24 protein-coding genes (1 of these 24 running past the window's edge) are annotated in these 22,318 nt (G+C 48.4%); 5 read left to right on the top strand and 19 right to left on the bottom strand.

The genetic code is table 11. From position 1 onward, the window contains the following. The 8 genes from FVF72_RS02875 to FVF72_RS09385 form a co-directional block, all read right to left on the bottom strand. Window positions 1-180 carry the start of a phosphomannomutase gene (locus FVF72_RS02875; protein ID WP_255503778.1) on the bottom strand. Its footprint begins 1,122 nt before the window's first position, so 180 of the gene's 1,302 nt are visible here — the first part of the coding sequence; its start codon is at window positions 178-180; its stop codon lies off the left edge, out of view. Window positions 181-185: 5 nt separating this feature from the next. Continuing rightward, window positions 186-1,340, bottom strand: a complete 1,155-nt coding sequence (locus tag FVF72_RS02870; protein WP_147671147.1) for a sugar phosphate nucleotidyltransferase — start codon at window positions 1,338-1,340, stop codon at window positions 186-188. A gap of 92 nt (window positions 1,341-1,432) precedes the next feature. Beyond that, the gene (gene otsB / locus FVF72_RS02865) at window positions 1,433-2,227 is read right to left on the bottom strand and encodes a trehalose-phosphatase (protein ID WP_013295165.1); all 795 of its coding nucleotides are present in this window, start codon (window positions 2,225-2,227) and stop codon (window positions 1,433-1,435) included. Further along, a complete protein-coding gene (locus FVF72_RS02860) occupies window positions 2,220-3,287 on the bottom strand; it encodes a hypothetical protein (protein WP_147671146.1) in 1,068 nt (355 codons plus the stop codon). Before FVF72_RS02860 ends, otsB begins: the two co-directional genes overlap by 8 nt. A gap of 24 nt (window positions 3,288-3,311) precedes the next feature. Next, window positions 3,312-5,240 (bottom strand): endonuclease MutS2, encoded by a 1,929-nt coding sequence (locus tag FVF72_RS02855; RefSeq protein WP_147671145.1) that lies wholly within the window; start codon window positions 5,238-5,240, stop codon window positions 3,312-3,314. An 82-nt stretch (window positions 5,241-5,322) separates the two neighbouring features. Next, window positions 5,323-7,719, bottom strand: a complete 2,397-nt coding sequence (locus FVF72_RS02850) for a U32 family peptidase (protein ID WP_147671144.1) — start codon at window positions 7,717-7,719, stop codon at window positions 5,323-5,325. A 29-nt stretch (window positions 7,720-7,748) separates the two neighbouring features. Further along, a complete protein-coding gene (locus FVF72_RS09390; protein ID WP_255503810.1) occupies window positions 7,749-8,219 on the bottom strand; it encodes a GAF domain-containing protein in 471 nt (156 codons plus the stop codon). Between the two features lie 17 nt (window positions 8,220-8,236). Next, the gene (locus tag FVF72_RS09385) at window positions 8,237-9,073 is read right to left on the bottom strand and encodes a response regulator (protein WP_255503777.1); all 837 of its coding nucleotides are present in this window, start codon (window positions 9,071-9,073) and stop codon (window positions 8,237-8,239) included. Between the two features lie 132 nt (window positions 9,074-9,205). On the opposite strand from FVF72_RS09385, the gene tmk reads away from it, so the two are divergent. Then, a complete protein-coding gene (tmk, locus tag FVF72_RS02840; RefSeq protein WP_147671143.1) occupies window positions 9,206-9,790 on the top strand; it encodes a dTMP kinase in 585 nt (194 codons plus the stop codon). Between the two features lie 19 nt (window positions 9,791-9,809). Here the strand turns inward: tmk and FVF72_RS02835 are convergent, their stop codons facing one another. Genes FVF72_RS02835 through mcm form a run of 5 tightly spaced genes read right to left on the bottom strand, consistent with a single transcriptional unit; the run spans window position 9,810 to window position 14,508 of the window. Beyond that, window positions 9,810-10,019 carry a hypothetical protein gene (locus tag FVF72_RS02835; protein ID WP_147671142.1) on the bottom strand — a complete coding sequence of 70 codons (210 nt, stop codon included), beginning with the start codon at window positions 10,017-10,019 and terminating at the stop codon, window positions 9,810-9,812. Beyond that, entirely contained in the window at window positions 10,020-10,979 is a 960-nt protein-coding gene (locus FVF72_RS02830) for a tyrosine--tRNA ligase (protein WP_147671141.1), read from the bottom strand. 4 nt (window positions 10,980-10,983) lie between these two features. Beyond that, complete coding sequence (locus tag FVF72_RS02825; RefSeq protein ID WP_147671140.1) at window positions 10,984-12,039, bottom strand: 60S ribosomal export protein NMD3; 1,056 nt, start codon at window positions 12,037-12,039, stop codon at window positions 10,984-10,986. Window positions 12,040-12,065: 26 nt separating this feature from the next. Further along, window positions 12,066-12,473, bottom strand: a complete 408-nt coding sequence (locus FVF72_RS02820; protein ID WP_013295174.1) for a translation initiation factor IF-2 subunit beta — start codon at window positions 12,471-12,473, stop codon at window positions 12,066-12,068. A gap of 37 nt (window positions 12,474-12,510) precedes the next feature. Next, window positions 12,511-14,508, bottom strand: a complete 1,998-nt coding sequence (mcm, locus tag FVF72_RS02815) for a minichromosome maintenance protein MCM (protein ID WP_370511837.1) — start codon at window positions 14,506-14,508, stop codon at window positions 12,511-12,513. 111 nt (window positions 14,509-14,619) lie between these two features. Between mcm and FVF72_RS02810 the strand changes: the two genes are divergently transcribed. Next, entirely contained in the window at window positions 14,620-15,054 is a 435-nt protein-coding gene (locus FVF72_RS02810) for a hypothetical protein (protein ID WP_013295176.1), read from the top strand. A 45-nt stretch (window positions 15,055-15,099) separates the two neighbouring features. On the opposite strand, the gene FVF72_RS02805 is transcribed toward FVF72_RS02810, so the two are convergent. The 4 genes from FVF72_RS02805 to FVF72_RS02790 all read right to left on the bottom strand — a co-directional run bounded on the left by FVF72_RS02805 (window position 15,100) and on the right by FVF72_RS02790 (window position 17,434). After that, window positions 15,100-15,735, bottom strand: coding sequence for an RlmE family RNA methyltransferase (locus FVF72_RS02805; protein ID WP_013295177.1), 636 nt, complete (start codon window positions 15,733-15,735; stop codon window positions 15,100-15,102). A 4-nt stretch (window positions 15,736-15,739) separates the two neighbouring features. Then, window positions 15,740-16,258, bottom strand: a complete 519-nt coding sequence (locus FVF72_RS02800; RefSeq protein ID WP_147671138.1) for a metallophosphoesterase — start codon at window positions 16,256-16,258, stop codon at window positions 15,740-15,742. Between the two features lie 241 nt (window positions 16,259-16,499). Continuing rightward, the gene (locus tag FVF72_RS02795; RefSeq protein WP_147671137.1) at window positions 16,500-16,931 is read right to left on the bottom strand and encodes a DUF2507 domain-containing protein; all 432 of its coding nucleotides are present in this window, start codon (window positions 16,929-16,931) and stop codon (window positions 16,500-16,502) included. A gap of 146 nt (window positions 16,932-17,077) precedes the next feature. Next, window positions 17,078-17,434 carry a DUF5518 domain-containing protein gene (locus FVF72_RS02790; protein ID WP_013295179.1) on the bottom strand — a complete coding sequence of 119 codons (357 nt, stop codon included), beginning with the start codon at window positions 17,432-17,434 and terminating at the stop codon, window positions 17,078-17,080. Between the two features lie 95 nt (window positions 17,435-17,529). Between FVF72_RS02790 and FVF72_RS02785 the strand changes: the two genes are divergently transcribed. Then, complete coding sequence (locus FVF72_RS02785) at window positions 17,530-18,975, top strand: cryptochrome/photolyase family protein (protein ID WP_147671136.1); 1,446 nt, start codon at window positions 17,530-17,532, stop codon at window positions 18,973-18,975. A 4-nt stretch (window positions 18,976-18,979) separates the two neighbouring features. Here FVF72_RS02785 and FVF72_RS02780 read toward each other — a convergent pair whose 3' ends face one another. Beyond that, on the bottom strand, window positions 18,980-19,675 hold the full coding sequence (locus FVF72_RS02780) for a hypothetical protein (protein WP_147671135.1): 696 nt from the start codon (window positions 19,673-19,675) through the stop codon (window positions 18,980-18,982). A gap of 94 nt (window positions 19,676-19,769) precedes the next feature. Next, a complete protein-coding gene (locus tag FVF72_RS02775) occupies window positions 19,770-20,495 on the bottom strand; it encodes an ion transporter (RefSeq protein WP_013295182.1) in 726 nt (241 codons plus the stop codon). Window positions 20,496-20,927: 432 nt separating this feature from the next. Between FVF72_RS02775 and FVF72_RS02770 the strand changes: the two genes are divergently transcribed. Together FVF72_RS02770 and FVF72_RS02765 are read left to right on the top strand one after the other, a co-directional pair. After that, window positions 20,928-21,485: a YIP1 family protein gene (locus tag FVF72_RS02770; RefSeq protein ID WP_013295183.1), complete on the top strand. Its 558-nt coding sequence runs from the start codon at window positions 20,928-20,930 to the stop codon at window positions 21,483-21,485. After that, on the top strand, window positions 21,485-22,315 hold the full coding sequence (locus tag FVF72_RS02765) for a hypothetical protein (protein ID WP_013295184.1): 831 nt from the start codon (window positions 21,485-21,487) through the stop codon (window positions 22,313-22,315). The genes FVF72_RS02770 and FVF72_RS02765 overlap by 1 nt, the downstream gene beginning before the upstream one ends. The last annotated feature ends 3 nt before the right edge of the window (window positions 22,316-22,318 follow it).

Raw genomic sequence — 22,318 nt, 5'->3', positions numbered from 1 at the left:
AGCCATCAAACCTGTCCCTATGGCCCTCTTTATCATCTGAGATGGTGTATGCGCGTCTCTGCCTATCAGGACACGCTTGCAGCTTACATAGTCGCCTATCAACATTCCAAGGTTGAGGGCAAATGAACAGTCTATGTCTCTGTTAACAGAGCCCCTTATATCCTGGACGTACCTCGCCATTGGAATCACTGTTCAGCCACAAGGGGGTAATCTGAGTCAAGCAGGGAACCTGAAAGTATCCTGAGGTTGTTGCTGACGCTACAGTGGGATCTGATAATGGTTGATGGTTCCAGAAGGGCACCGCGACCGATCATGGCGCACCTTTCAACGATGCAGTTCTCTCTGATATCGCAGAATTCATCAACAATACAGTTTACAAGCTGGGAACCCTTCTCAATTCTGCTGCCATCAAGAATAACGGACCCCCTCACAAAACTATCACTTCCCACGTAAACTCCCGATCCAATCACGGTTCCTCTGCCTATGAATGCCCCATCCTCTATCATGGTACCATCACCTATGACCACCGGTCCAGCTATACGAACCCCCTCACCTATAAGCACATCCTGACCTACCCATATATCTCCAAATCGACCAGGAACCTCATTTAGAAGTTCACCTTCAGGCGTGGGGGTTATCTGGCCATTGAGAGCATCATGGTTGGCCTTAAGGAATGTGTCCGGTTTACCCGCATCATTCCAGTAACCAGTGAAAACAAATCCGTATAATTCCTTGTTTTCATTTATCAAAGCAGGAAAGATATCAGATGAAAAGTCAGAGTTTCCTTCAGGTACGTAATCGAAGATCTCAGGTTCCATCACGTATATACCTGCATTTGCGATTTTGCTGAAGACTTCCTCTGGACGGGGTTTCTCATGAAAACGTGTTATCCTTCTATCATCATCGAGAACTGCTATGCCGTAATGTGAAGGGTCCTCAACTGGTGTGAGGGCCATGGTAACAATTGCATCCTTCTTTCTGTGGAACCGAACCATTTGCTGGAGGTCAAGGTCAAAGAGCACATCTCCGCTGATGACGATGAAGGTATCATCTATATCACTTGCCGCTGCCCTCACACCCCCTGCGGTTCCAAGGGGCTTCTTCTCGGATGAAAATCTGAAATCAAGGTCCGGGTACCTTGAGGAGACATATGAGCTTATCTGACCCTTAAGATATCCCAGTGTCATTATAATCTTACTGTAACCGGAATCAATGACCCTCTGAATTATATAATCCAGCATAGGTCTATTTGCAACAGGTACAAGTGGTTTGGGTCTTGAAAATGTTAGAGGCCTTATCCTTGTACCCTTACCCCCCGCCATGACAACCACAGATGTCATGGATAATATTATGTTGCCCTCATCTAATAAGTATTTTCAGCCAACCGGGCATATCATTAAAAAAATGAACATATAAATTACAAAAGGGTAACCTATTTTAAGAGCCACCTAAAGAATCTGAGGACCTCAGGAACCCCCGACACATAAAAGGAGGCCGAATCCTTTATTTCATCGGGTATCTCCTCTGAAAGTACAATTACAGATGCGGCTTTTATCATCATTTCAGATTCAAGTTTTCTGAGTTCCCTGAAGGCATCGGCATCGGTGACGTCGTCTCCAAGGTACACTGCCGATGATACGTCTGATTCCTCTATGATTTTTCTAACTATAAGGCCCTTGTTGTACTCCACTGGGGGTTTGAGCTCAACGAGCATTCTCCCGTGATCCACACGTATTCTTCTGGATTCCGGCATCTCTCTTAGGGTATCCATTATCCTTTCCTCTGTAAGTTTCGGGTCAGGGCACTGCCTGTAGTGTATGGAATAACAGATACCCTTGTCCTCAAATATGATATTCTCATCGGGGGTTTTCTTCTTAAGTTCAATGGCACATTTCCTGATAATGGGAAGGTAGTCATCAACCTCTCTCAAGCGTTCGTACCTTCCATTTATGATGTACTCAAGCCCATGGTTTCCAACATATATTGCCTCAGGGACCCCAACCATCCTGAGTGCCTCATGCACAGGCCTTCCACTTATAAATGCAAGTACCCTGTAGCGTTCTGAGATTTTCCTGAGAATTTTCCTCATCTCTTCATCCACATGGGCTTCCTGGGGTGTTGGAGCTATTTCACTTATTGTACCATCGATGTCGGTGATTATAGCTGTCCTCTGGGGATCCTTCAGGTATTCAAGCTCATCAAGAAAATCAAATAAATACTCAGGCATCAAGGGCACCTTTAATTCTTTCAAATATGATGTAGGGGTCGCTTCCGATGACTGAACTTCCAAAGAGTTCCATACCACCCATATCAGATGATGCTGATGCAATGTTTCCGCGGTCTACGATTCTTATAATGCCCGGGATCTCCATTTCTGCATTAAATGGGTGCATCGACAGGTTGAAGCTGTAGACACCACATTCATCTATCAGGCACCTTAATATCTTGAAGAGGTGATTCTGGAGATCAGAATCCTTGGAGGCATCTGTCTTAAATGTTATGATGATCTCCTTTTCCTTAAGGGGGGTTATAGTTGCATATACACGCGCTTCTCCTGATTCAGCACCAAGTCCAAGGGCACGGTGGACTGAAAAGACATCATCATGGTATGATGAACCATAACGTTCCCTGTATCTCCTGGAGACATCATCAAGGAATGCAATCCTTGCATAGGGTCTCCTGCCCAGGAGAAGCTGCATGTGACCGTGGATCTGGGATGCCCCCGCCCGTGGAAGGCAGTTCCATACCAGGAATGGAAAATGAAATCCCGAGGATTTCTCTGCCATTTTAAACCATTCTGAGGCTGTCATGATGTAATCTGAGAATTCCTCAAGGGTGAAGTCAAGGGGGTCATGTTTTCTGAATATCAGAAGGCCGCTCCATGCATCGTACTTGGCTATGTTTGATGCTGTAATGGAGTGCCTTCCCACAACACGTCCGAAATTATCTTCAGGGGTGTACAGTTCTGGTTTGCAGAAGTCACACCTCTTTTTATCCTTGATAAGTTCATCAAGAACCTTTCTGGCGGTTTCAGTATCCGTAACGGGCTTTTTAAGGCGCATGGAATTAAAAAGTGATCCTTCACCAGTCCAGCGGTTGTATGTGCTTATTATCCTTTGATTTTCAGCGGATTCAATAAATTTTGTCCCAAACCTCTCTTTGAGGCCTTCACTCACCTTAAAGTGTCCTTCACCACATTCAAAATCGTATATGCGGTTGAATATCTCATGGATGTCCTTCTGCTCTCTTTTAAGATCCAGGAGATAGTCCCTGAGATGGGTTATCATGGTAAATGATATATATTTTCAGATTTATCCGTTTTTCTGAAACTTTTCAAGTATCCTCTGGTAAACCATCCTCTCCTCGTCACATGACTTCTCATATATCATCCTTATGATCAGTTCAGGGGTGCTCCTTGCAAGATAGTCTATCCTGGGTGTTCTATCCACAATGAGATTATAGTTCTCATCAAGCCCCCGCGCCTCGATACCATCAACCCGCACATCCACGTACTTGAGTATTTCACGGGCCATGTGGGTCACAATAACTGCGATGGATTCAGATTCCCTTATGAACTCTATGAAGGTTGCTATGATCTTCACTGCGGCATCAAGTTCTGTTATCGCCTCAAGTTCATCGAGGAGTATGAGCTTTGAGCTTCCACTCATTGTTACGGGGGTGAAAGTCCTTATGAATGACTCGAAGGCACCGGCATCCAGGGACCTCTTCTTTGAGATGAAGTGAATCTCCTCAACTGGTCTTACCATGGCCTCAAGGGCACATACCGGAAGCCCCATCTGGGCCATCATGGTCACCTGGGCAAGTGTCTCAAGAAGGGTTGTTTTTCCCCCACTGTTGGCACCGGTGAGGAGCACAACATTATCGGGGTTACCCAGTTTGTAGTCAATTCGCTGCGGGTTTTCTGATCCAACAAGGCTGAGGTGCAGTGCCCCCCTGAGGATGATCTCATCACCGAATTCTGGTTCAACGAGCCCGTAATCATGGGCGAAGAGACCAAGGGCGAAGCGGTAGTCGAATTCCATCAGCTCCCTTATTTCATTTTCAACAGCCTCTCTGAGTTCACTGAGCCTTGATGCCGCATCGACCCTCCTTTCAAACCTCCTTATATTTCTTGATGCCGATTCAAGACGTTTAACCCTTTCAAGTTCCTGCTGATCGATCTTGAGGGGATACGACTTTATGAAGGGATCGAACTCAACACCTGTCTTTCTCTTTATCATCTCACAGGCCTTTTTGAGGACATCATCGAATATCCTCTCCAGTTTACCAGTCATACCCTGGTTGAGGAGGGCCAGGACCTCCTCGCCTTTAAGGTCGATATCCTTTATGAGGTCCCTTAATTCTGAATCAGCCCATGCCTTCACAGAGTTCACGGCCTCATCAATGTCAACTTCTTCCTCTTCGAGACTACCCAGCTCGTCCATTATTGCAAGGACCTCATCAAGACAGGTTTCCATACCCAGAATCCGTTTGATTTCAAGGGCGCCACGCAGGAGGTCAGTGTTCTCCCTGAAATATCCGAGGACATCCTCCGGCACGATCTCATGTCTTTCTGAATCTGCGGTAACCATTACCGTGTTGAATGTGTCCTCAAGGTCAATCATTCCCTCGGAGTAGACATAGATTATCAGTTCGTATTCATCGAGTTCGCCCTGTTCAGGGTTCATTATCACTGGATGGTAACGGTTGAGGCCCATGTCTATCATGTGATCATAGTCCTCTCTTGTCTCCACCAGTATGGCCCTGGATGGATTGAATGGGGGCTGGGGGTTTTCGGGCCTCTTAATTTTTTTCAGAAGATCCCTTAAATCTTCAACAGGAAGTTCAGAGACAATTTTCTTTGATTCAATGACCATTTCAATATGGCTCCTCATGGCATCAGTATCTGTTGAGGGGTGGAGGAGCATTAGCCGGTTACGGGCATAGTCGGTATGGGCATATGAACTGATGGTCTCAACTATTTCCTGGTAAATCTGAAACGCCCTTTCAGTTTTCAGGAAGGATGGAACAGGATTTCCCAGGAGCTCACTGGTTATTTCGATGGCCTTACGCTGACTTATACCTTCAATTGATGCGATTCTATCAATTTCAAGGTTTTCAACCGCCTTTAAAAGCTCCTTTTCTCCCCCGAGTTCGTCTATTATCTTCTGCGCCAGCCTTTCCCCTATCCCGCTGACATCTGTGAGGGCTTCCCCGACAGAATTCATGGACTTCATCATGCCCACTATGTGGAGTACTGGAATATATATGAATTCAGAGTGCACATGGAAAGTATTCCAGGTGGGCATCTGTAAGGACCCATTATTCCGCAAGACCCCTCCTGAAGTGTGATGCCGTTACCCCTGAGGGACTTTCCATTACAGTGCGCTCCTTGATATCAGGGATCCTTTCGGGTGATTCAAGGGCACTCACATATGATTCAACAAGTAACCCGGTCCTCCTGGGGGATTGAATACGGCAGTCGATGGAGAAGTTCCTGAAGCCCGCATCAAGAAGGGAGGGCAAAAAGTCAATGAGGCAGGTCTCCCTTGAATTCATGATTACCGTTTCACAGCCAAGGAGCTGATTTATGGGAAAGACGTCGCCCCTCCTATCCATGATCCCCCACCTGGAACCGGTGGATGTATCTAAGTCATGGGGTGCAAGTTTCCAGAGGTTGTCCCGGGTCACCATTGCGGTGAGGTTCCCATGCACGATGATTTCAGAGGGGACCTGAATCCTCTGGAGATCCTTCCAGGATAGTTCAGGTGAGAGGGTCAGGAGGTGAAACTTGCCTGATAGGAGGGACGCTGATCGGTTGTTGAATATGTTGAGGGCGGGTGATCCATAAAACTTCACATCACGGTTTATCAGGTCAGGGATACCGTAACCACCCACCATGAGGTCCATGGAGAGTTCCCCTTCAATTTCAAGGAGTCTTTCAAGGAGCCAGTCATGGGTTATGTCAGGCCACTTCCATACAGTTTCAGCACCGTATCTGGATGAAACATCAGAGGCCCTCTCCAGAACACTGATGACGTCGTCACCGTCACAGCTTCTGAAGTCACCATGAACCTGGGGTTCCAGGTAAACCCTACCTGCACCGGCCCTGAGGGCGGATTTCATTGCCTTGAGGTCCTCAACATAGACTGATATACAGGGGTCCTCTGGAAGTCTCATGGCAGGGTGATCAGATGCAGGTTTGGGATTGTGATGGTGGGGTCTTCTCTCTCTGAGTATCCTTCTTTCGACCCTCATCAGAAGTTCCCTTCTGAGGGCGTTGAGGCGGCTGATGGGGTAGAAGAGCCCTCCGGGGTACCTGAATTCGGTCAAGGTAAGCCTGAATGGTTTATCCCCGACCCTCAGCAGGTGGTCCTTTATTGTATCCTCATTGAGGGGTCTTTTGAGGGCCCTCTCAAACTGTGTTTCAACCGATTCCCTGAGCTTCAACCCATTCATCATCCATTCTGCGGTTAGATTCACCATTCCCTCTTTATCTGCAGTGAATTTCAGTTCAATATCCCAGCACTTTCCTGGAGATGATCTTCTGAGTTTTTCAGTGAATTTCTGTAGGCTCTTCCTCCCTGTGAGGTAAACCCGTGTACCCTCTTTTACAGGTCCTGAAGGAACGGAGAGTAAGCTGCCATCGTACCTATGGTCATGGACATACATTCCTTTACCTGTTCCCTGGAAGAAGAGTCCATCACCTGGTTCTGGTTTTATACGGGAGGTTATCCTTATATGGGCCCTGCCACCTGCGTACCTTTCAACATGGCCCACAGGGAGGCCCCTGTCACCAGGGTATTCCCGTCCCATGAAGTTCTCCCTGAAGAGGTGTCCTCCTGTGAGTGTCCTGTTGAAGGTAAGCCTTAGCTTTTCAAACTCCTCCTTTGATGGCTTCCACCCACCCCTCTTTATCTCATCAAGGGCCCTTCTGTAGACGCTCACTGTTGTGGCAACGTATTCAGGGGACCTCATCCGCCCCTCTATCTTAAGGGATCGGACTCCGGCTTCAACCAGTTCCCTGAGGTGCATGTAGGCTGAGATGTCCCTTGTGGATAGGAGGTACTCCTCCCTTAGCGGCACACTCCTCTTTGAGGGTTTTAACTGAACGAGTTCATACCTCTTCCTGCATGGCTGGGCGCACCGGCCCCTGTTGCCGCTTCTACCACCTATAAATGAGGATAGAAGACACTGGCCAGAGTAACTGTAGCACAGGGCTCCATGTATGAAAACCTCAAGCTCCATGTCTGATTCAGCCGCCAGGGCTCTGACCTCATCAATGGAGAGCTCCCTTGCAGGTATAACCCTATCAAGGCCCATCTTCTCAGCCCATCTTATCCCCGCCCTGTTGTGTATGGTCATCTGGGTTGAGGCATGGAATGGGAGGTCAAGGGATAAGTCATCCCTCAGAACCAGGAGTGCTGGGTCCTGTATGATAACAGCGTCTGCACCTGCACTGGAGAGTTCCTGGAGGTATTCAGCAACATCTGAAAGTTCAGAGTCCCTTAGGAGGGTATTGACAGTTACATACACGTTTCTGTCATGCAGGTGGGCGTATTCCACTGCCTCCTGGATTTCCTGCAGGCTGAAATTCTCTGCATAGTGCCGTGCACCGAAGTCCTTCCCTGAGAGGTAGACGGCATCGGCCCCTGCATTGATGGCGACCCTGAAGGAGTCAGGTGAACCTGCAGGTGCAAGGAGTTCCGGGATTTCCAAGTACTGTTACCTCCAAACAGAATAAGGATTTATTTTATCTCCTCAAGGACCTCGGTAACTATCTTGAGGAATTTCTGTACAAGGGCCCTGTTCTTCTCCTCACTGGCCCTGACACGGTCCTCTTCAATTTTTCTGTGAATCGCAATTGCATATATATCTGCAAGGCGCTCCATTACCTCAAGATCCCTTTCATCGTAGTCCCCATCCTTCCCTGAAACTGCGAGTATTCCAACAAGTTCATCGTTGAGTAGCGCGGGGCATGCCAGGAAGTTCTTTATTTCAATGTGGCCCTCAGGGACCCCAGTGGATTCAGGGTGTGAGGAGGGATCATTTACGAGAACCGGTTCCCTTTTCCTGAGCACAAGGTTCCAGAGACCACCCATCTCTGTGGATTCGGCGTCTGGATGACATTCCTCCCCCACCTCCTCTGAGGGGAAGTAATTCCTCAGGTTGCCATCTGATTCAAAGAAGCCCGCCATGCAGTATCTGCTGCCTGTCAGTTTTTTTGCCCTTTCAATTATGCTCGCAGATATCTCCTCGAGTGAAGGGGGGGTAGGAGTTTCTTTGATATCTCTGCAAGGCTTTTGTTTATGGCAGTCTCCCTTTCAAGCGCCCTTCTTGCAAGTTCCTTTTCGGTGACATCCCTGTGGACACCCACAACCCCATTTATATTGCCCTCAAAGTCACGGAGCGGTGATAGGGTTGTTTCAAAATGAAATTTACCCTTGGGCTTCCAGACCCACTCATAGCTAACGGTTTCCCCCCTGAGCGCCCTTTCAATCATTTCGCTGTGAATCCCGTCACCGAAGACCTCGCTAACCTTTTTTCCCTGAACTTCATCTGCATCAAGGCCGTATTCTGCAAGCGGCCCTGGTGATATCATGGTTAGGCTTTCATCACTGTCGGCAGTGAACAGTATATCCCTTATTGATGAGATTATGGCCCTGAAGAGTTCATCGTTCTCTGCAAGCCTCCTCTCCAGCTGGTGTTTGTGGAGTGCGACCTCTATGACGCTGTGAAGTTCCCGGTCCTCAAAGGGCTTTATTATGTATCCAAAGGATCCTGTTATCTTGGCCCTTTTGAGGGTTTCCTCGTCGGAATAGGCGGTTATATAGATTATGGGAACCTTCATCCTTTTGGTTATCTCCTCGGCAGCCTCTATACCATCCATGTCCCCCTTGAGGACAATATCCATCAGTATGATGTCTGGCCTTGTTTTTTCAGCCATCTCAACGGCCTTTTCACCGGTGGAAACTGTGGCTGTAACCTGGTAACCCAGGGCTTCAAGGCGCTGGCTTATATCAATGGCAACTATGCTCTCATCCTCAACCACCATGACCTTGGCTTTTGACATGTTCCACCTCTATAAACTAAAATAACCTTAAACAACTTTGTAACTAAAGCATTATAAAGTTATGTCATGCTTTCATGTCGTGATTCAAAGCATAGGGGAAGATATTTTACCTTCACCGATAGATTAATCTCTATGTACATATGCTTTGAGGGAATTGACGGATCAGGTAAGACGACACATTCCGTCCTCACCGCGGAGTGGCTCAGGGAAAACGGATACAGGGTCTTTACCGTCAGGGAACCAACAGACTCCAGGATAGGGGGCATCATAAGGGAGATGCTCTCCAGTCCAGATGCCAGGACCCCTGATGGGCAGAGGATACTGGCACTACTCTTTGCAGCGGACCGCCTGACCCTCAGGGGCAAAATAGAGGGGGAATGGGGTGGAAGTGTTGTGGTGAGTGACAGGTGCTACTATTCCAGCATGGTTTACCAGGAACCCGCGGAATGGGTTTCTGAGATAAACAGGTTTGCACCACAACCTGATATGGTCATACTCCTTGACCTTGATGTTGAACTGGCAATGGAGAGATGTGGCGGTACCGATGAATTCGAGGACCCCTCATTTCTTTCACGTGTGAGGGAGAGGTACCTTGAACTGGCCGATAAAAATGAATTTTACATTGTTGATGCGGGGAGGGGCGTTAACATCATCCAGAGGGATATAAGGAGGATAATCGCCCCCCACCTTGGAATATGCCCTGATGGGATAAAATAGATTCAGTGGATTGATACACTCATTTTTCCATGGAACCTGGATTCTCGAGTTCCTCTATCCTCTTCCTGATGGACTCAAGGATACGTTCCCTTGCCCTTTCAAGTTCCTCCAGCTCACCCCTCAGCACGGGTCCATCGTCTGTCTGTATCAGTTCAACCTCATATTCATCAATTATCTCAGCCATTGTTGTGTGTGTTATACCTGGCGGGAGTCTCATGTCGTACAGCATCTAAACACCTTCCATGTATTCCCTTACGGGTCCCAGCATGTCAATAAGGTAATCTGAGACCGCATTCTTAAGATCCAGCGGGTGAAGGTCTCCACTGGAGTAGGTATTAAGGAGATCTTCAAGTCCCAGCTCAAGGTCGCCCCCGAATTTCTCCGGGCGCCTTATGGTCATCCTGCCATATTCTGGCATTATAAAGTACTTCACGATTTCGATGATGGGGTTACCCTCCAGCTCCCCCATGGGACAGTAACTCCCCTTCACCTTTTCCCTTATCTCATCGGGGGAGTCGTCCACTGCAATGAAGTTACCCTTGCTGGAGGACATCTTATCTGAACCGTCGGTCCCGTGGAGCAGTGGGGTGTGTATGCATACCGGTGCATCGAAACCGAGCCTGGGGAGGTTCTCACGTGCCAGCATATGTATCTTTCGCTGCTCCATTCCCCCCAGCGCCACATCCACATCAAGGTAGACCATGTCGATGACCTGCATGAGGGGGTAGATAACCTCTGCAACCTTGTGGTCCTCTGATTCCCTTGTTATCTGGGCCATGCTCCTCCTGGCCCGAAGGAGTGTTGTTATGAGGGCCATTCTGTATACCAGATCTGTGTACTCTGGCTGAGTCTGGAAGGATGAACCCAGAATGAACTCGGTTCTATCAGGGGAGAGTCCAAGCGCCAGGAAGCATTTCCTGTTGTAATCGGCCATCTCCCTTATCCGCTCCATGCTGCCCTTACCATTGAGGTATGCGTGGTAGTCGGCAAGGAGTATCTTGACCCTGAAGCCAGCATCCTGCAGTTCCCTCAGTTTCCTTATGGTTATGGCGTGTCCCAGATGAACCTTACCCGAGGGCTCGTAGCCTGTGTAGACAACAGGTTCATCCTTCTTCAGCACCTCCAGCAGTTCATCGGGTGTTATGACCTCAAGAACATCACGGGTTATGGTTTCGAGCGTATCATCCATCAGATCATTCCTCCGCCTCATCAATGATGTAGAGTCTCTTCTCAATTTCTATAACAGGAACCTGTTCTCCTATCTCAAGTTTTGATGTGTAACTGTCAGCTTCAAGGTCCACTGGTTCAAATGTTTCGGGGTGAAGCACCTGTATCCTTCCAGGGGATCTCGCAGTTACCGTTGTTGTTTTCACATCAGCGGCCCTCGCAACGAGGTCAATATTTTCATATTCTCCCCAGAGTATGTTCCTCACGTCACGGGTCTCAAGGTCCTTCACGCTCACCCCCCTCTTTCTGAGGTCAAGGACCGCGAGAGTTCGATCCTGGTGCAGGAGGAAGTCTCCTATTCTGAAATCAGGGAGTCTGAGTGAGATCCATGTCCTGTAGAGTCCCTTGCCGCTTGACCTATCCTGCCCCATTAGCCGTGGCGACTCACTGGCAATGCCACCGAGTTCCTCCCTGAGGGCGCTCACAACCTTTCTGGCGGATTTATGAGATCCTATGTAGTAGTCGACCCCCTCCTTAACCTCAACCCTCTGGGGGAGGTATGCCAGCTTATCCCTCCTTGAGAGCTTCAGAAGGGTCCTTTTAACTGTGAGGTCAGCCCTTTCTATTTCTGATTCATCCAGTTCCCTTCCATCGGCCCTTAACTGTATCACAGCCTCGTAGTAGCCTGATGCCCGTTTGCTGCAGGCCGGGCAGACAGTGTTTGTGAGGCGGACCTCCACCCCGTACTCCTGGCTCACCATCCTTCCAAGGACCTCAGCATCCACCTCCACCATGCACTGGTAGATGGTGCCCCTCTGCTGTATTATTTCCAGTTCGATTTCAGGGTTTTCAACAGGGGGTTCCCAGCTGATATTCTCCTCAAGGGCCCTGTATACTATTTCCTCCTCAGGGAGGCCCTCATCCACCCACTGACCACTTATCAGTTTTGCATGGCAGTGGCTGCACACATAAACCTCTATTCTGGAGGGAATGCTGAGGATGGTGTAGTCCTCAAGGAAACAGTCCCTGCATAGCCCATCATATAATTCAGAATCAGAACTACCGCATCTGACACAGAACATTTTCTATAGCTGCTCCTCTATCTTCTCTAGACGTTCTTGAGGGGTGCCTTGGCACCGCATGCCTCGCACTTGAGAAGGGATATCCGCCCCTCCCTGATTATCCTTGTATCAGGTCTGTTGCATTCGTGGCATATGACAAATTTGTTGACGTAGTCCTCTATCCTCTCGTTTATGAGAAAGTGGGTGAATTTACCCTGGAGTATGGCCCTTCCACCCTCAAGGTTACCTGCGGTACCCAGTTCTCTCAGAAGGAATTTCAGAAGGTGCTGGGGGTCCCTGTTGAGTGCATCTGCAACCTCCCTGAAGTTCTGTATGAATGTCCTGTTTCCCTGTATAACTGAGTACGCCTTTGGAACCTCGAAACGTTTTGTTTCAAATACCTCTGGGGGCAGCTGCTCTATGGCCCTTTCAAGTAATTTTTCGTAATCATCCATAATCTATACCTCCGGTAAAAAGTGTGTAATGGAAAATTCAGACCACCTTAAGGTATCCCCTGGCGGGCTCAAATATTGCGCCCTTGTCCTTGAGGATCCTTATCAGTTCCTCAACCTTTTCCTCACTCACGTTATATCTATCCATCATCTCAGTTATAAGAATATTGGTGGGTGCCCTGCCACCGTAGTCCTCCTCGTATTCCCTTATGAGTTCAAGTAGCAGGCGGAACTTGTCCCTCTCAGATTTGGGTGTTCTCCCCTCAACCTTGTCGATGTCTATCTTACCGGTCTCAGGGTCGTACCCCACCTGCTTAAGGCATGCCTGGGACAGCTTTATGACCTTCCTGGCGTCCTCTGCCTCCACGTGTTCCTTGAGTTTTATCTTTGCACTGGCCTCTGAGAGTCGCACGAGGGCCTCCAGCTGCCTTGCTGTTATGGGGACCGGTGAGTCCTCATCGGCTGCACTGGCCCTCATTGATACGTAGAAGTCCTCGAGGACCTGCATCGCCTCATCTGTCAGCACGGGTCTCACATTCTTCCTTGCATAGGCTATGTACTTCCTCAGCAGTTCTGGATCTATTTCAAAGGGTGTGTGGTCCTCCTTATGTGTTTTCAGGATGTGTCTTGCAAGTTCTCTGTCCTTATCCTCATCGGGTTTGTCCTCCACAACGAATATCAGGTCAAAACGTGACAGTATGGTTGATGGAAGATCTATTTGCTCTGCGATTGATTTATAACTGTCAAATCTCCCGAATTTTGGGTTTGCGGCTGCCAGGACAGAGCACCTTGAGTTGAGGGTTGCCATTATACCTGCCTTGGCTATGCTTATGGTCTGCTGCTCCAGTGCCTCGTGGATGGCTGAACGGTCCTCATCACGCATCTTATCCAGTTCATCCACACAGACGTTACCCTTATCCCCCAGGACAAGGGCACCGGCCTCAAGGGACCATCCACCGAATTCATCCCTCACAGCGGCGGCGGTGAGCCCAACCCCTGAGGTACCCTTACCGCTTGTGTATATCCCCCTGGGGGCCAGCTTTGACACGTACTTGAGCATCTGGGACTTACCTATACCAGGGTCCCCGACTATGAGGATGTGTATGTCCCCACGGAGGCGGGTCTTATCATCGAGCTCCTTCCCGGTCCCCCCAAAGAGCTGAAGGGCTATGGCCTCCTTTACCTCACGGTAACCGTGTATTGATGGTGCGGTGGACCTTATGATCTTCTCGTATATGTTGGGGTCGGCTGCAAGCTCCTTTATCTTTTCCTCGTCCTCCTCACTTATCTGGAGCTCCTCGAACTCCTGTTCAAGGAACTCGGTGTAATTTCCGTATATGAAGTTCTTGAACCGCCTGGTTCTCTCATCTCGGACTGTCCTCAGTGTACCTGTGACCCTCACGATGTCCCCCGGGGTGAGGGTGTCAACCAGGTCATCCTCAAGGACGACGGTTATCTGGCGGGGCTGCTCACCACCTGAGAGGTTCTCAAGTGGCTCCTGGAGTTTCAGTGTCTGGGTGTCCAGGAACTCTGATTCGTCCTGCAGGAGCCTGAATGACCTGCCACCACACTCTGAGCAGAGTGATGGCTCTGTGATCATGTTGGTGGACTGGCTGACCTCATGGAGCCTCATACAGCCCCGGCACTCAAAGACGGCCTTAACTATCCTGGGCCTTATCTCATCTGTCTTCCTCACAATACCGTCAACTGCAACGAATTTACCTATGAATTTACTCCGGAGTTCCCTGAGGGGTATGACGTTGCTGACCCCACTGAACCTTATGTTGAGGTCAACGTTCTTCCTCAGAGGATCTATGTTCCTTATGGCCTTCTGGGCGGCCCTTATCACATCGTCTGGTTTTTCAATTAGAAGGTCTGCAAGATCTGGATCGAACATTTCAAGGTCAAGGTAGTCAACTTCAATGGATCTGACATTGGGATACTTCTCTATGGACTCAAATACCCTGTCCTTGTACTTCTTGAGTGAAAAGAATTCCTCGAATTTTGTGAGTGTCTTGCTCTTATCCACGGTTTTCATCATGAAAGTATATTATAACGACATTATAAAACATTATTGAGTGGGATAAACTTGGTTCTAATCGTATGAACATGAACATTTTTTCACAGTAGCTGGATTTAAGGTGATATCATGAAGAGATCAAGGATAAACCTCTTTAAGGTAACATCAATGACCATATCAATTCTGGGAGTGCTTCTCATAGCAGGGACCATACTGATATTTGCATATATAGGTGTAGACGCAATATCTGATGCCATATCAGGGAGTGTGGAGAAGGGTGCTGAGTACGATGAACTCGCAAAGCTTCAGAGCGATTACTCGGCACTCAAGGTCCAGTATGACTCGGTTAAAAAGGAGGTCTACCAGAGGAACAACGATAACCTGACAAAGACGTACCTGAATGCTGAGATAGAGCTTGTGAAGGCCAAATCAGCGATTGACGATGTTAAAAGTGCTCTGGAGACAAACAAACCAAAATCTGAGGTTGATGGTCGCATAAAAACAGCCAGGTATCAGCTTCAGGTTGCCTCACAGGCCCTGAATGATCTGAGGGCACTCATGTGAGACTGATGATGATTCTTTCTCATTTTTCCCTAAGTCCCGCCCGACCTAGTGGATGATTCTCTTCCATTTCCTTTTACCCTTGAAGTCCCGCCCCACAATGTACATCTCTGCGCTCGCCTTTCTTGATGAGGCGGGTTTTGTTGTTTTGAGTTTCCAGAAATCCTTCTTCATCTCCTTTATGACCTTATCGAGTTCAGGGCCCTGGAATGCCTTGATCAGGATGTTCCCCTTCCTTTCAAGGACCCTGTATGCTATATCAAGGACATTCTCAACGAGATCCACCGAGCGGAGGTGGTCGATGTCCCTTATACCGGAAAGGGATGGTGCAGCGTCTGATATAACCACATCTGCCCTTCCACCAAGCTCCTCAATTATCCTCTCCTTTATCGCAGGGTCTGTGAAGTCCCCCATTATGGCCCTGAAGTTCTCTACGGGGAAACCCTTTATCCTCTGGAGGTCAACTGCAACCACAAGTCCCTCCTCACCGACCTTCTCAAGGGCGACCTGTGACCATCCCCCGGGGGCGGCCCCGAGGTCAAGGACCCTGTAACCCTTCCTTATCAGTCTGTAGCGGTTGTTGAGCTGCAGTAACTTGTAGGATGCCCTTGAACGGTAGTTCTCCCTCTTGGCACTCTTGTAGTAGTGGTCCCTTTTCCTTTCAGCCTGCCATCGTTTTCCCATGGGGTCACCTCCTGAAGTTCAGTGATCTGCAGACAGGTGCCCCTGTCCTGATGATCCTGGCATCAAGTTTTTCACCGTCGATTTCAAGGATCATGACGCTTGGATCTGTGAGTCTGGGCACTGTGGGGCTTCCAGGGTTGAGGAGGAGCATATCCTCAAGTTCGGTTATGAATGGCTGATGTGTATGTCCGCTTATGAGGACATCAGCACCAAGCTCAAGCCCCAGGTACCTAAGCTGCTGGGTATCACCACGGGGGTAGACCTCCCCATGTATGAGACCCACCCTGTATGATCCGATCTCAAGTACCCTGGACCTTGGGTTATCTACACCATATCGGCGGTCCATGTTTCCCTGAACGCACTCAACAGGTGCAATGGTTTCAAGGTCGTTCATAACCTCCATGGAGGTCAGGTCACCGGCGTGGAGTATAAGTTCAACGTCCCTGAAGGCCTCAAATACTGCCTCAGGGATTTCATCTGCCCTGTCAGGGATGTGCGTATCTGATATAACACCTATTAGCATTCTCACTCTCCTTATGTAGATTATGGGATGGATTCTTGGTTGATATCAGCCGGGTAAGCAATAAGATTACACAGTCCTATATCTTTTTTATTTTTAAAATAAGTTTTCTGACGGATCTGTATCTGGGCTGGGAATAAAATGTACCCTGTCGGGCTGCCCTCTGATTCCAGAGGTATCTGTATTTCTGACCTGTATCGATACCCTAAGGTATTATGAGAGGAAAAAATAAATGGGGTGGTGGTTATCGAACAAATTCCTCAAATTCACAGGTACGGTCACCTAGGCCCCAGCACCTGACCTCACGGAGGTCAACCAGTCTCCCGCTCATTGATTCAAGTATTCCTGCAAGGAGGCCCCCCTCAAAGTGACAGAGGGCCTTACCTGAAGCAGGAAGCCCTGCACAGCTGAGACATTCATCAACCCTAAGGCGGTAGGGGTTCTCTTCAAGAATCTCAAGCTCACCGACCCTGTTATCATGGAGGAATTTCACGGCCTCATCAGTGTTTTTCAAACCCATACTTCGTCCAAGGTCCTTACCACTCTTGTAGAGGATACCGTTGGCCCCCTCCCCTATGATGGAGTAGGGCATGAACCTCAGTATCCTGAACAGTTTTATATCTGTCATGGTACCAAGGGATGGTCTTTCCGCCACAAGGTCTCCAACATCATACATATCTATCACCTTTTAATAAAGACCATCTCATAATATTTAAATCTTTATTATTACTGGAGTACTTAAAAAATAGTAATAAGTCGGAGAGAATTATTATATCTGGCAGCATGGTCACAGTTCTTCATTACGGATTAAAAAATTAATGATCAGTCACCGGCAAGGAAACCCCCTATGGCACCACCGATGCCCATGAAGATCATTGAAACAAGAATGAGCACCACTACAAGCAGCGTTCCGGCTAATGCACCAAGGAACAAACCGCCAAATCCGCCAATGACCGCACCAAAGACTGTAAAGAGAACTGCAAGCACTATGCCACCAAAAGCGCCGGCTACGGTGGCATTCCAGAACCCCCCAACGGCCCCCTCCTTAACCATGAGGCCAACAACAAATCCGGCAAGGAATAAACCCAGCAATGAGGCCTGGTCAATGAAAGGACTCAGAATGATCGGAAAAACGACTGCAAGTATGAAACCAGTAATTACAGCTCCCCACTTAACCATATAAACACCATGACAATTTATGTCACGCTATCCTTAAAAAACTTTCAGATTTATAGACACCTCCCGATATAATATTATACATGCCAGGGGAATCTATGGCAGTTGTCTTCCCACATCATCTCATGGAGAATCATCCAGCTGCAGAGAAGACATCAGATTTCATTGTGGTGGAGGACCAGCTCTTCTTCGGAGATCCTGTATTCAACCTGAGGTTCCATAAGAATAAACTCCTACTGCACAGGGCCTCCATGCGCTACTATTATGACCACCTGAAATCAAGGGGCCTGAATGTCAGCTACATAGATTACACGCCGGACCCTGACATGGGGTACCTTAGGGACCACCTTGAGGGATATGAGAGGGTCTACACACTGGAACTCCTTGACCATGAACTTGAGAGGAGATTGGGGCGGCTCTGCAGTGAAACCGGCACAGAACTCGTTGAAATTGAGGGACCATTCATCTTCAGAAGGAGGCTCATGGACAGTTACTTCAGGGATGGCAGGTTCTTCCTCACATCATTTTACATAAGGGAGAGGAGGAGGCTCTCCATTCTCATGGAAAACTCAAGACCTAAGGGCGGTAAATGGACATTTGATAGGGAAAACAGGAGGAGGCTGCCGCGGGGAATTAATATTCCAGAACCCATAGAACTGCCTGAAAACAGTTATGTGCGTGAGGCCAGGAGTTACGTGGCTGAGCGCTTCCATGATAACCCGGGCTCCATGGAACACTTCAACTACCCCACAACCCACAGGGAGGCCCGGATATTTTTGAGGGATTTCACAGGAAGAAGGCTCAGGAACTTTGGAAGCTATCAGGACTTCATATCCCGTGATGAGACGTTCCTCTTCCACTCTGTACTCTCTTCCTCACTCAACATCTGCCTCTTAACCCCCATGGAGGTTCTGAAAGCAGCGCTATCTGCAGATGCCCCCCTCAATTCTGTTGAGGGATTTGTGAGGCAGGTCATGGGCTGGAGGGAGTTCATAAGGGCAGTTTACATCCTTAGGGGATCATATCAGAGGACCAGGAACTTCTTTAACCACAGGGGAAAACTCAATCATAAAATGTACCTTGGCAGCACCGGTCTGGAACCATACGACACTGCCGTGAGGAGGGTTTTAAGGCACGGTTACACCCACCACATCGAGCGCCTCATGGTCATAGGTAACCTCATGCTCCTCCTTGGCACTGACCCTGATGAGGTTTATCGCTGGTTCATGGAGATGTTCATAGACTCCTACGACTGGGTGATGGTCCCCAACGTCTATGGCATGAGCCAGTACGCGGATGGGGGCCTCATGGCAACCAAGCCCTACATATCATCGTCGAACTACATCCTGAGGATGAGTGACCATGCACGGGGTGACTGGTGCAGGGTATGGGACTCCCTCTTCTGGACATTCTTAAGTGATAAGAGAACTTACATAGGTGAGAATCCCCGTATGAGGCTCCTCTACAGGTACCTCACAGATGAAAAACTTGAGGACCTCCAGACGGTTAAAAAAAGATTTTTAGATGAACTCAGAGGGCCCTGATCGGTTACTCATAGCCTGTGTAGTCCAGGGCACCTGAATTGTAGAGCCTCTGAAGGTCAGATGCATGGGTGAGCTCATATGCAGTGTAGGGGTTGTTGAGGTAGGGGTGTATGAGGCCCTTTATGATGTAGTAGTAGGCTCCGAGTCTACCGTACTGCCTCCAGACTATCTGCACATAGAGGGGGAAGCCACAGCCAGGGTTTATGAATACGTTGCCCTCCCTAACGGTCCCATGGAAGACCATGGGCATGGGGCCCTGCTGACCCTTTTCTGCTGCCAGCCTCTCAACGTAGTCCATGGCCTCGTCGAGGGTGTCGAATTCATATCCATCGGCCCGGTAACGGTATTTGCCGTCGGGCACACCGAATATGAAGGATTCAAGAACCTCGGTCCAGTCTATGTCTGTCCTGTACTCTGAACTGATATATGCGAGTTCTATTATGGTGACGTTGCCCTCCCTGTAGTGCCTGTAGTTTGAGCTACCTGCATAGTGGACCACAAGGGCACACTTTGACCCCCTCTGGGCCGCGTACTCTGCAAGCACCTTTGACTGGGGGTGGCCGGGGTACATGTCAGGGTTTGCAAGTTTGACAAAGGCCAGACGCCCAACAGGCTCCACAGGGCTAACGGCTGTTACACCGTAGAGGTAGACCCCGAATATGAGAATGGCTGCAATGATGATATAGGATGATCTTGCCATGTTATCCTCATTGATTTATCTATTTATTTATGCTAAGGGCCCATTCTGTATAAAAGTAACGGTTCGTTGATCATATTCAGCAATGTAAAGCGCATCATTTCTCCCTTATTAAGTCCTTGATTTCCCTGATCTCCCTTTTAAGATCTCCTATACTTTTTTCGATGTTTTCGATCCTGTCATGGATCTCCTTTTCTTCTTCAGGGTTTTTAACGAACCAGGAGGCAAGGGATGCTGTGAGGAAACCCACGAAGGTGACACCCACAAGCATGAGTATTCCTGTGATGACCTTACCGTAGAGGGTTGTTGGGGGTATAACCACCTCCCCCACCATTGTGGTTGTTATGCTGTACCAGAGGGAGTCCACGGGGTCATGGAGGGACTTGTTAACACCGGATTCTATCATGTAAAACAGAAGGGTACCCCCCACAATTGCGAAGAGGAGTATTCCCACTGCCTGGTCGAGGTGAGTGTCCACAAGGAATGTGAAGAACTTCTTGAGATACTTTCTGAAGAGTGCAAGTACCTTCACAACCCTTATTATTCTTATGAATCTGAAGGCCCTGAAGAAATCCACAGGCATGAAGGCCACTATATCCATCCAGTTTTCCCTTAAGAATCTTTTCCTGTCATCGGACCGTTTGAGGTTGATGGAGAATTCGATAAAGAGGATGATACAGAGGAAAAGGTCAAACTGGTTGATGGCATTCACGGTCCCTGGATTTGAGGGGTAGAATGATATGTAGCTTAAGAGCACTATGTCAAGGATTATGAGTATGAGAAGAGTGAGTTCCTTGAGCCTGATGATTTCTCCGTACTCCATGGGGACCACATTATAGAGTTGGGCTTGTGGCATCATAAATACTTTGCAGTGTGATGGGTTTCACCTGACCGGAGAGCGGTGTTCATGCAATCCATTAATCCTACACAGCACTGACTTCGTTATAGGATACTATTGCGAACATAGGGTCCGCATTAAAGTCATTTCATGAAATTCCTGGGGCTTCTGGACAGGTCTGTAGAATCAAGCAAGAAATAAATCTGATATCACACCAGAAAGACGATGGATACGGTTCCCAGATGAAACCCGCAATTTTTTATAGAATGGATGGAAATATAGTAATTGTTATTATCTAGGGGGTGATTGCAGAATCTGGCACCTTTTTAGTGGTTTAGGGAATTTGGATGCATTCTATCAAATCAGACATGATATCGTTTCTGGATTCTTTTCACAATTAAAGGGGAGGTTAACGGTTTGAACAGGATAATGAACTTTTCCAGGGACCTTGTGGGGGTTCTGGCATCACCTGAGAAGGCCCTAAGCAGGGCGAAAGACAGGGGGGTTGAAAACCAGGGCCTTTACCTCTACGTGTTCCTATCAGCATTTCTTGGCTACATGCTGGGAGGGGTAATCTCGGCTGCAACAGGCGCCGGTATAATGGTTCCCGTGCTATTTGCAGTGGCTGTCCTTATTGTATCCTTCATAAAACTGATAGTATGGGCTCTCATATCCCATATAATTGCTGCTGTGGTATTTGAGGGTAAGGGGACATTCGCAGGCACCCTGAAGATGATGGGGTTCGCAGCGGCACCCTTTGTGGTGGGAATATTCGCCCTCCTAACAATGACACTTCTCGGGACATTCTTCACATCATCAATGCTGTTTGTGGTGATGTACATCTGGACGATAATGATTGCCGCCGCTGCAGTGGCCGCTGAACATGAAATGGGTTATGGGAGGGCATTTCTATCAGTATTTGCACTTCCAGCCATTGTAATAGCACTTCTTGTGATGCTTGTGGGGGTATTGTAATGGACAGAACCGACATTGCAGGGGCTATAATCCTCATAGTGCTGATTGCTGGGTTCATCGTGGCATCAGCAGCCTCGCTTCTACCCGGGACTCAGGATGATGCTGCCATTGTTGAAAATTTCACTCTGAACTCTGCAGATGTCTCGGGCGTTAAGTACGTGAATGTTAACATGGAATCCAATACAAGCGGGACTTATATTGGATTCACAGATAATGCAGATAGCGTTTACATGGTCGAGACAGAGACTGACCCTGGCGATGAAAAACCAGAGGTTAACTATACCGTTGAGGGGGATACCCTGAATCTCAACATTAAGATGGATAAAGGCGGTGCAAGGATACTCCTATCAAACAGGTACCAGTACAATATAACCATGAGGAGCAAGGTTGGAGGGGTTACACTGGTCCTTGCAAATAACTCAAGGATCGACAGCATCAATTCAACCATCCAGTACGCCGGCGGCGGAACCGTTCTCCTGGGAAACACAAGCTTCAGGAACGCATCATTCAATGTGAATACCGGAGGATTCTACATAGCGGACCTCGGTCAGGGTGTGAGGCCCACAGGTAATATGAGCACTCAGGTTACGGTTGGGGGAACATCAATAGCCCTGTTTCCGGCATACGCCGTCAGGGTCACAGGATCAGTGGACTATGGGGCTGTTGGATTCCAACCAGAGGGATTCAGGGTCATAAGAAATTCAACCAGTTACCTTGAAATTGAAAGCCCATCCTATGGGAAATCAGCCGGCGGACTTCAGATGATGAACAGTGTCGGACTCGGCGGAATCAACGTGGGTGTCTTCAGGATGCCGGTAACACCACAATAAATC

Source organism: Methanothermobacter sp. KEPCO-1 (assembly GCF_008033705.1).
GTDB classification, from domain to species: Archaea; Methanobacteriota; Methanobacteria; order Methanobacteriales; family Methanothermobacteraceae; genus Methanothermobacter; species Methanothermobacter marburgensis.
This window is presented reverse-complemented; position numbering and strand designations above follow the sequence as displayed.

Excerpts from the sequence above, each read along its gene's own strand:
- FVF72_RS02870 (WP_147671147.1), bottom strand. The coding sequence starts at position 1,340 with ATGACATCTGTGGTTGTCATGGCGGGGGGTAAGGGTACAAGGATAAGG.
- otsB (WP_013295165.1), bottom strand. The coding sequence starts at position 2,227 with ATGCCTGAGTATTTATTTGATTTTCTTGATGAGCTTGAATACCTGAAG.
- FVF72_RS02860 (WP_147671146.1), bottom strand. The coding sequence starts at position 3,287 with ATGATAACCCATCTCAGGGACTATCTCCTGGATCTTAAAAGAGAGCAG.
- FVF72_RS02855 (WP_147671145.1), bottom strand. The coding sequence starts at position 5,240 with ATGATGAAGTCCATGAATTCTGTCGGGGAAGCCCTCACAGATGTCAGC.
- FVF72_RS09385 (WP_255503777.1), bottom strand. The coding sequence starts at position 9,073 with ATGTCAAAAGCCAAGGTCATGGTGGTTGAGGATGAGAGCATAGTTGCC.
- tmk (WP_147671143.1), top strand. The coding sequence starts at position 9,206 with ATGTACATATGCTTTGAGGGAATTGACGGATCAGGTAAGACGACACAT.
- FVF72_RS02835 (WP_147671142.1), bottom strand. The coding sequence starts at position 10,019 with ATGCTGTACGACATGAGACTCCCGCCAGGTATAACACACACAACAATG.
- FVF72_RS02830 (WP_147671141.1), bottom strand. The coding sequence starts at position 10,979 with ATGGATGATACGCTCGAAACCATAACCCGTGATGTTCTTGAGGTCATA.
- FVF72_RS02825 (WP_147671140.1), bottom strand. The coding sequence starts at position 12,039 with ATGTTCTGTGTCAGATGCGGTAGTTCTGATTCTGAATTATATGATGGG.
- FVF72_RS02820 (WP_013295174.1), bottom strand. The coding sequence starts at position 12,473 with ATGGATGATTACGAAAAATTACTTGAAAGGGCCATAGAGCAGCTGCCC.
- mcm (WP_370511837.1), bottom strand. The coding sequence starts at position 14,508 with ATGAAAACCGTGGATAAGAGCAAGACACTCACAAAATTCGAGGAATTC.
- FVF72_RS02810 (WP_013295176.1), top strand. The coding sequence starts at position 14,620 with ATGAAGAGATCAAGGATAAACCTCTTTAAGGTAACATCAATGACCATA.
- FVF72_RS02805 (WP_013295177.1), bottom strand. The coding sequence starts at position 15,735 with ATGGGAAAACGATGGCAGGCTGAAAGGAAAAGGGACCACTACTACAAG.
- FVF72_RS02800 (WP_147671138.1), bottom strand. The coding sequence starts at position 16,258 with ATGCTAATAGGTGTTATATCAGATACGCACATCCCTGACAGGGCAGAT.
- FVF72_RS02795 (WP_147671137.1), bottom strand. The coding sequence starts at position 16,931 with ATGTATGATGTTGGAGACCTTGTGGCGGAAAGACCATCCCTTGGTACC.
- FVF72_RS02790 (WP_013295179.1), bottom strand. The coding sequence starts at position 17,434 with ATGGTTAAGTGGGGAGCTGTAATTACTGGTTTCATACTTGCAGTCGTT.
- FVF72_RS02785 (WP_147671136.1), top strand. The coding sequence starts at position 17,530 with ATGGCAGTTGTCTTCCCACATCATCTCATGGAGAATCATCCAGCTGCA.
- FVF72_RS02780 (WP_147671135.1), bottom strand. The coding sequence starts at position 19,675 with ATGGCAAGATCATCCTATATCATCATTGCAGCCATTCTCATATTCGGG.
- FVF72_RS02775 (WP_013295182.1), bottom strand. The coding sequence starts at position 20,495 with ATGGAGTACGGAGAAATCATCAGGCTCAAGGAACTCACTCTTCTCATA.
- FVF72_RS02765 (WP_013295184.1), top strand. The coding sequence starts at position 21,485 with ATGGACAGAACCGACATTGCAGGGGCTATAATCCTCATAGTGCTGATT.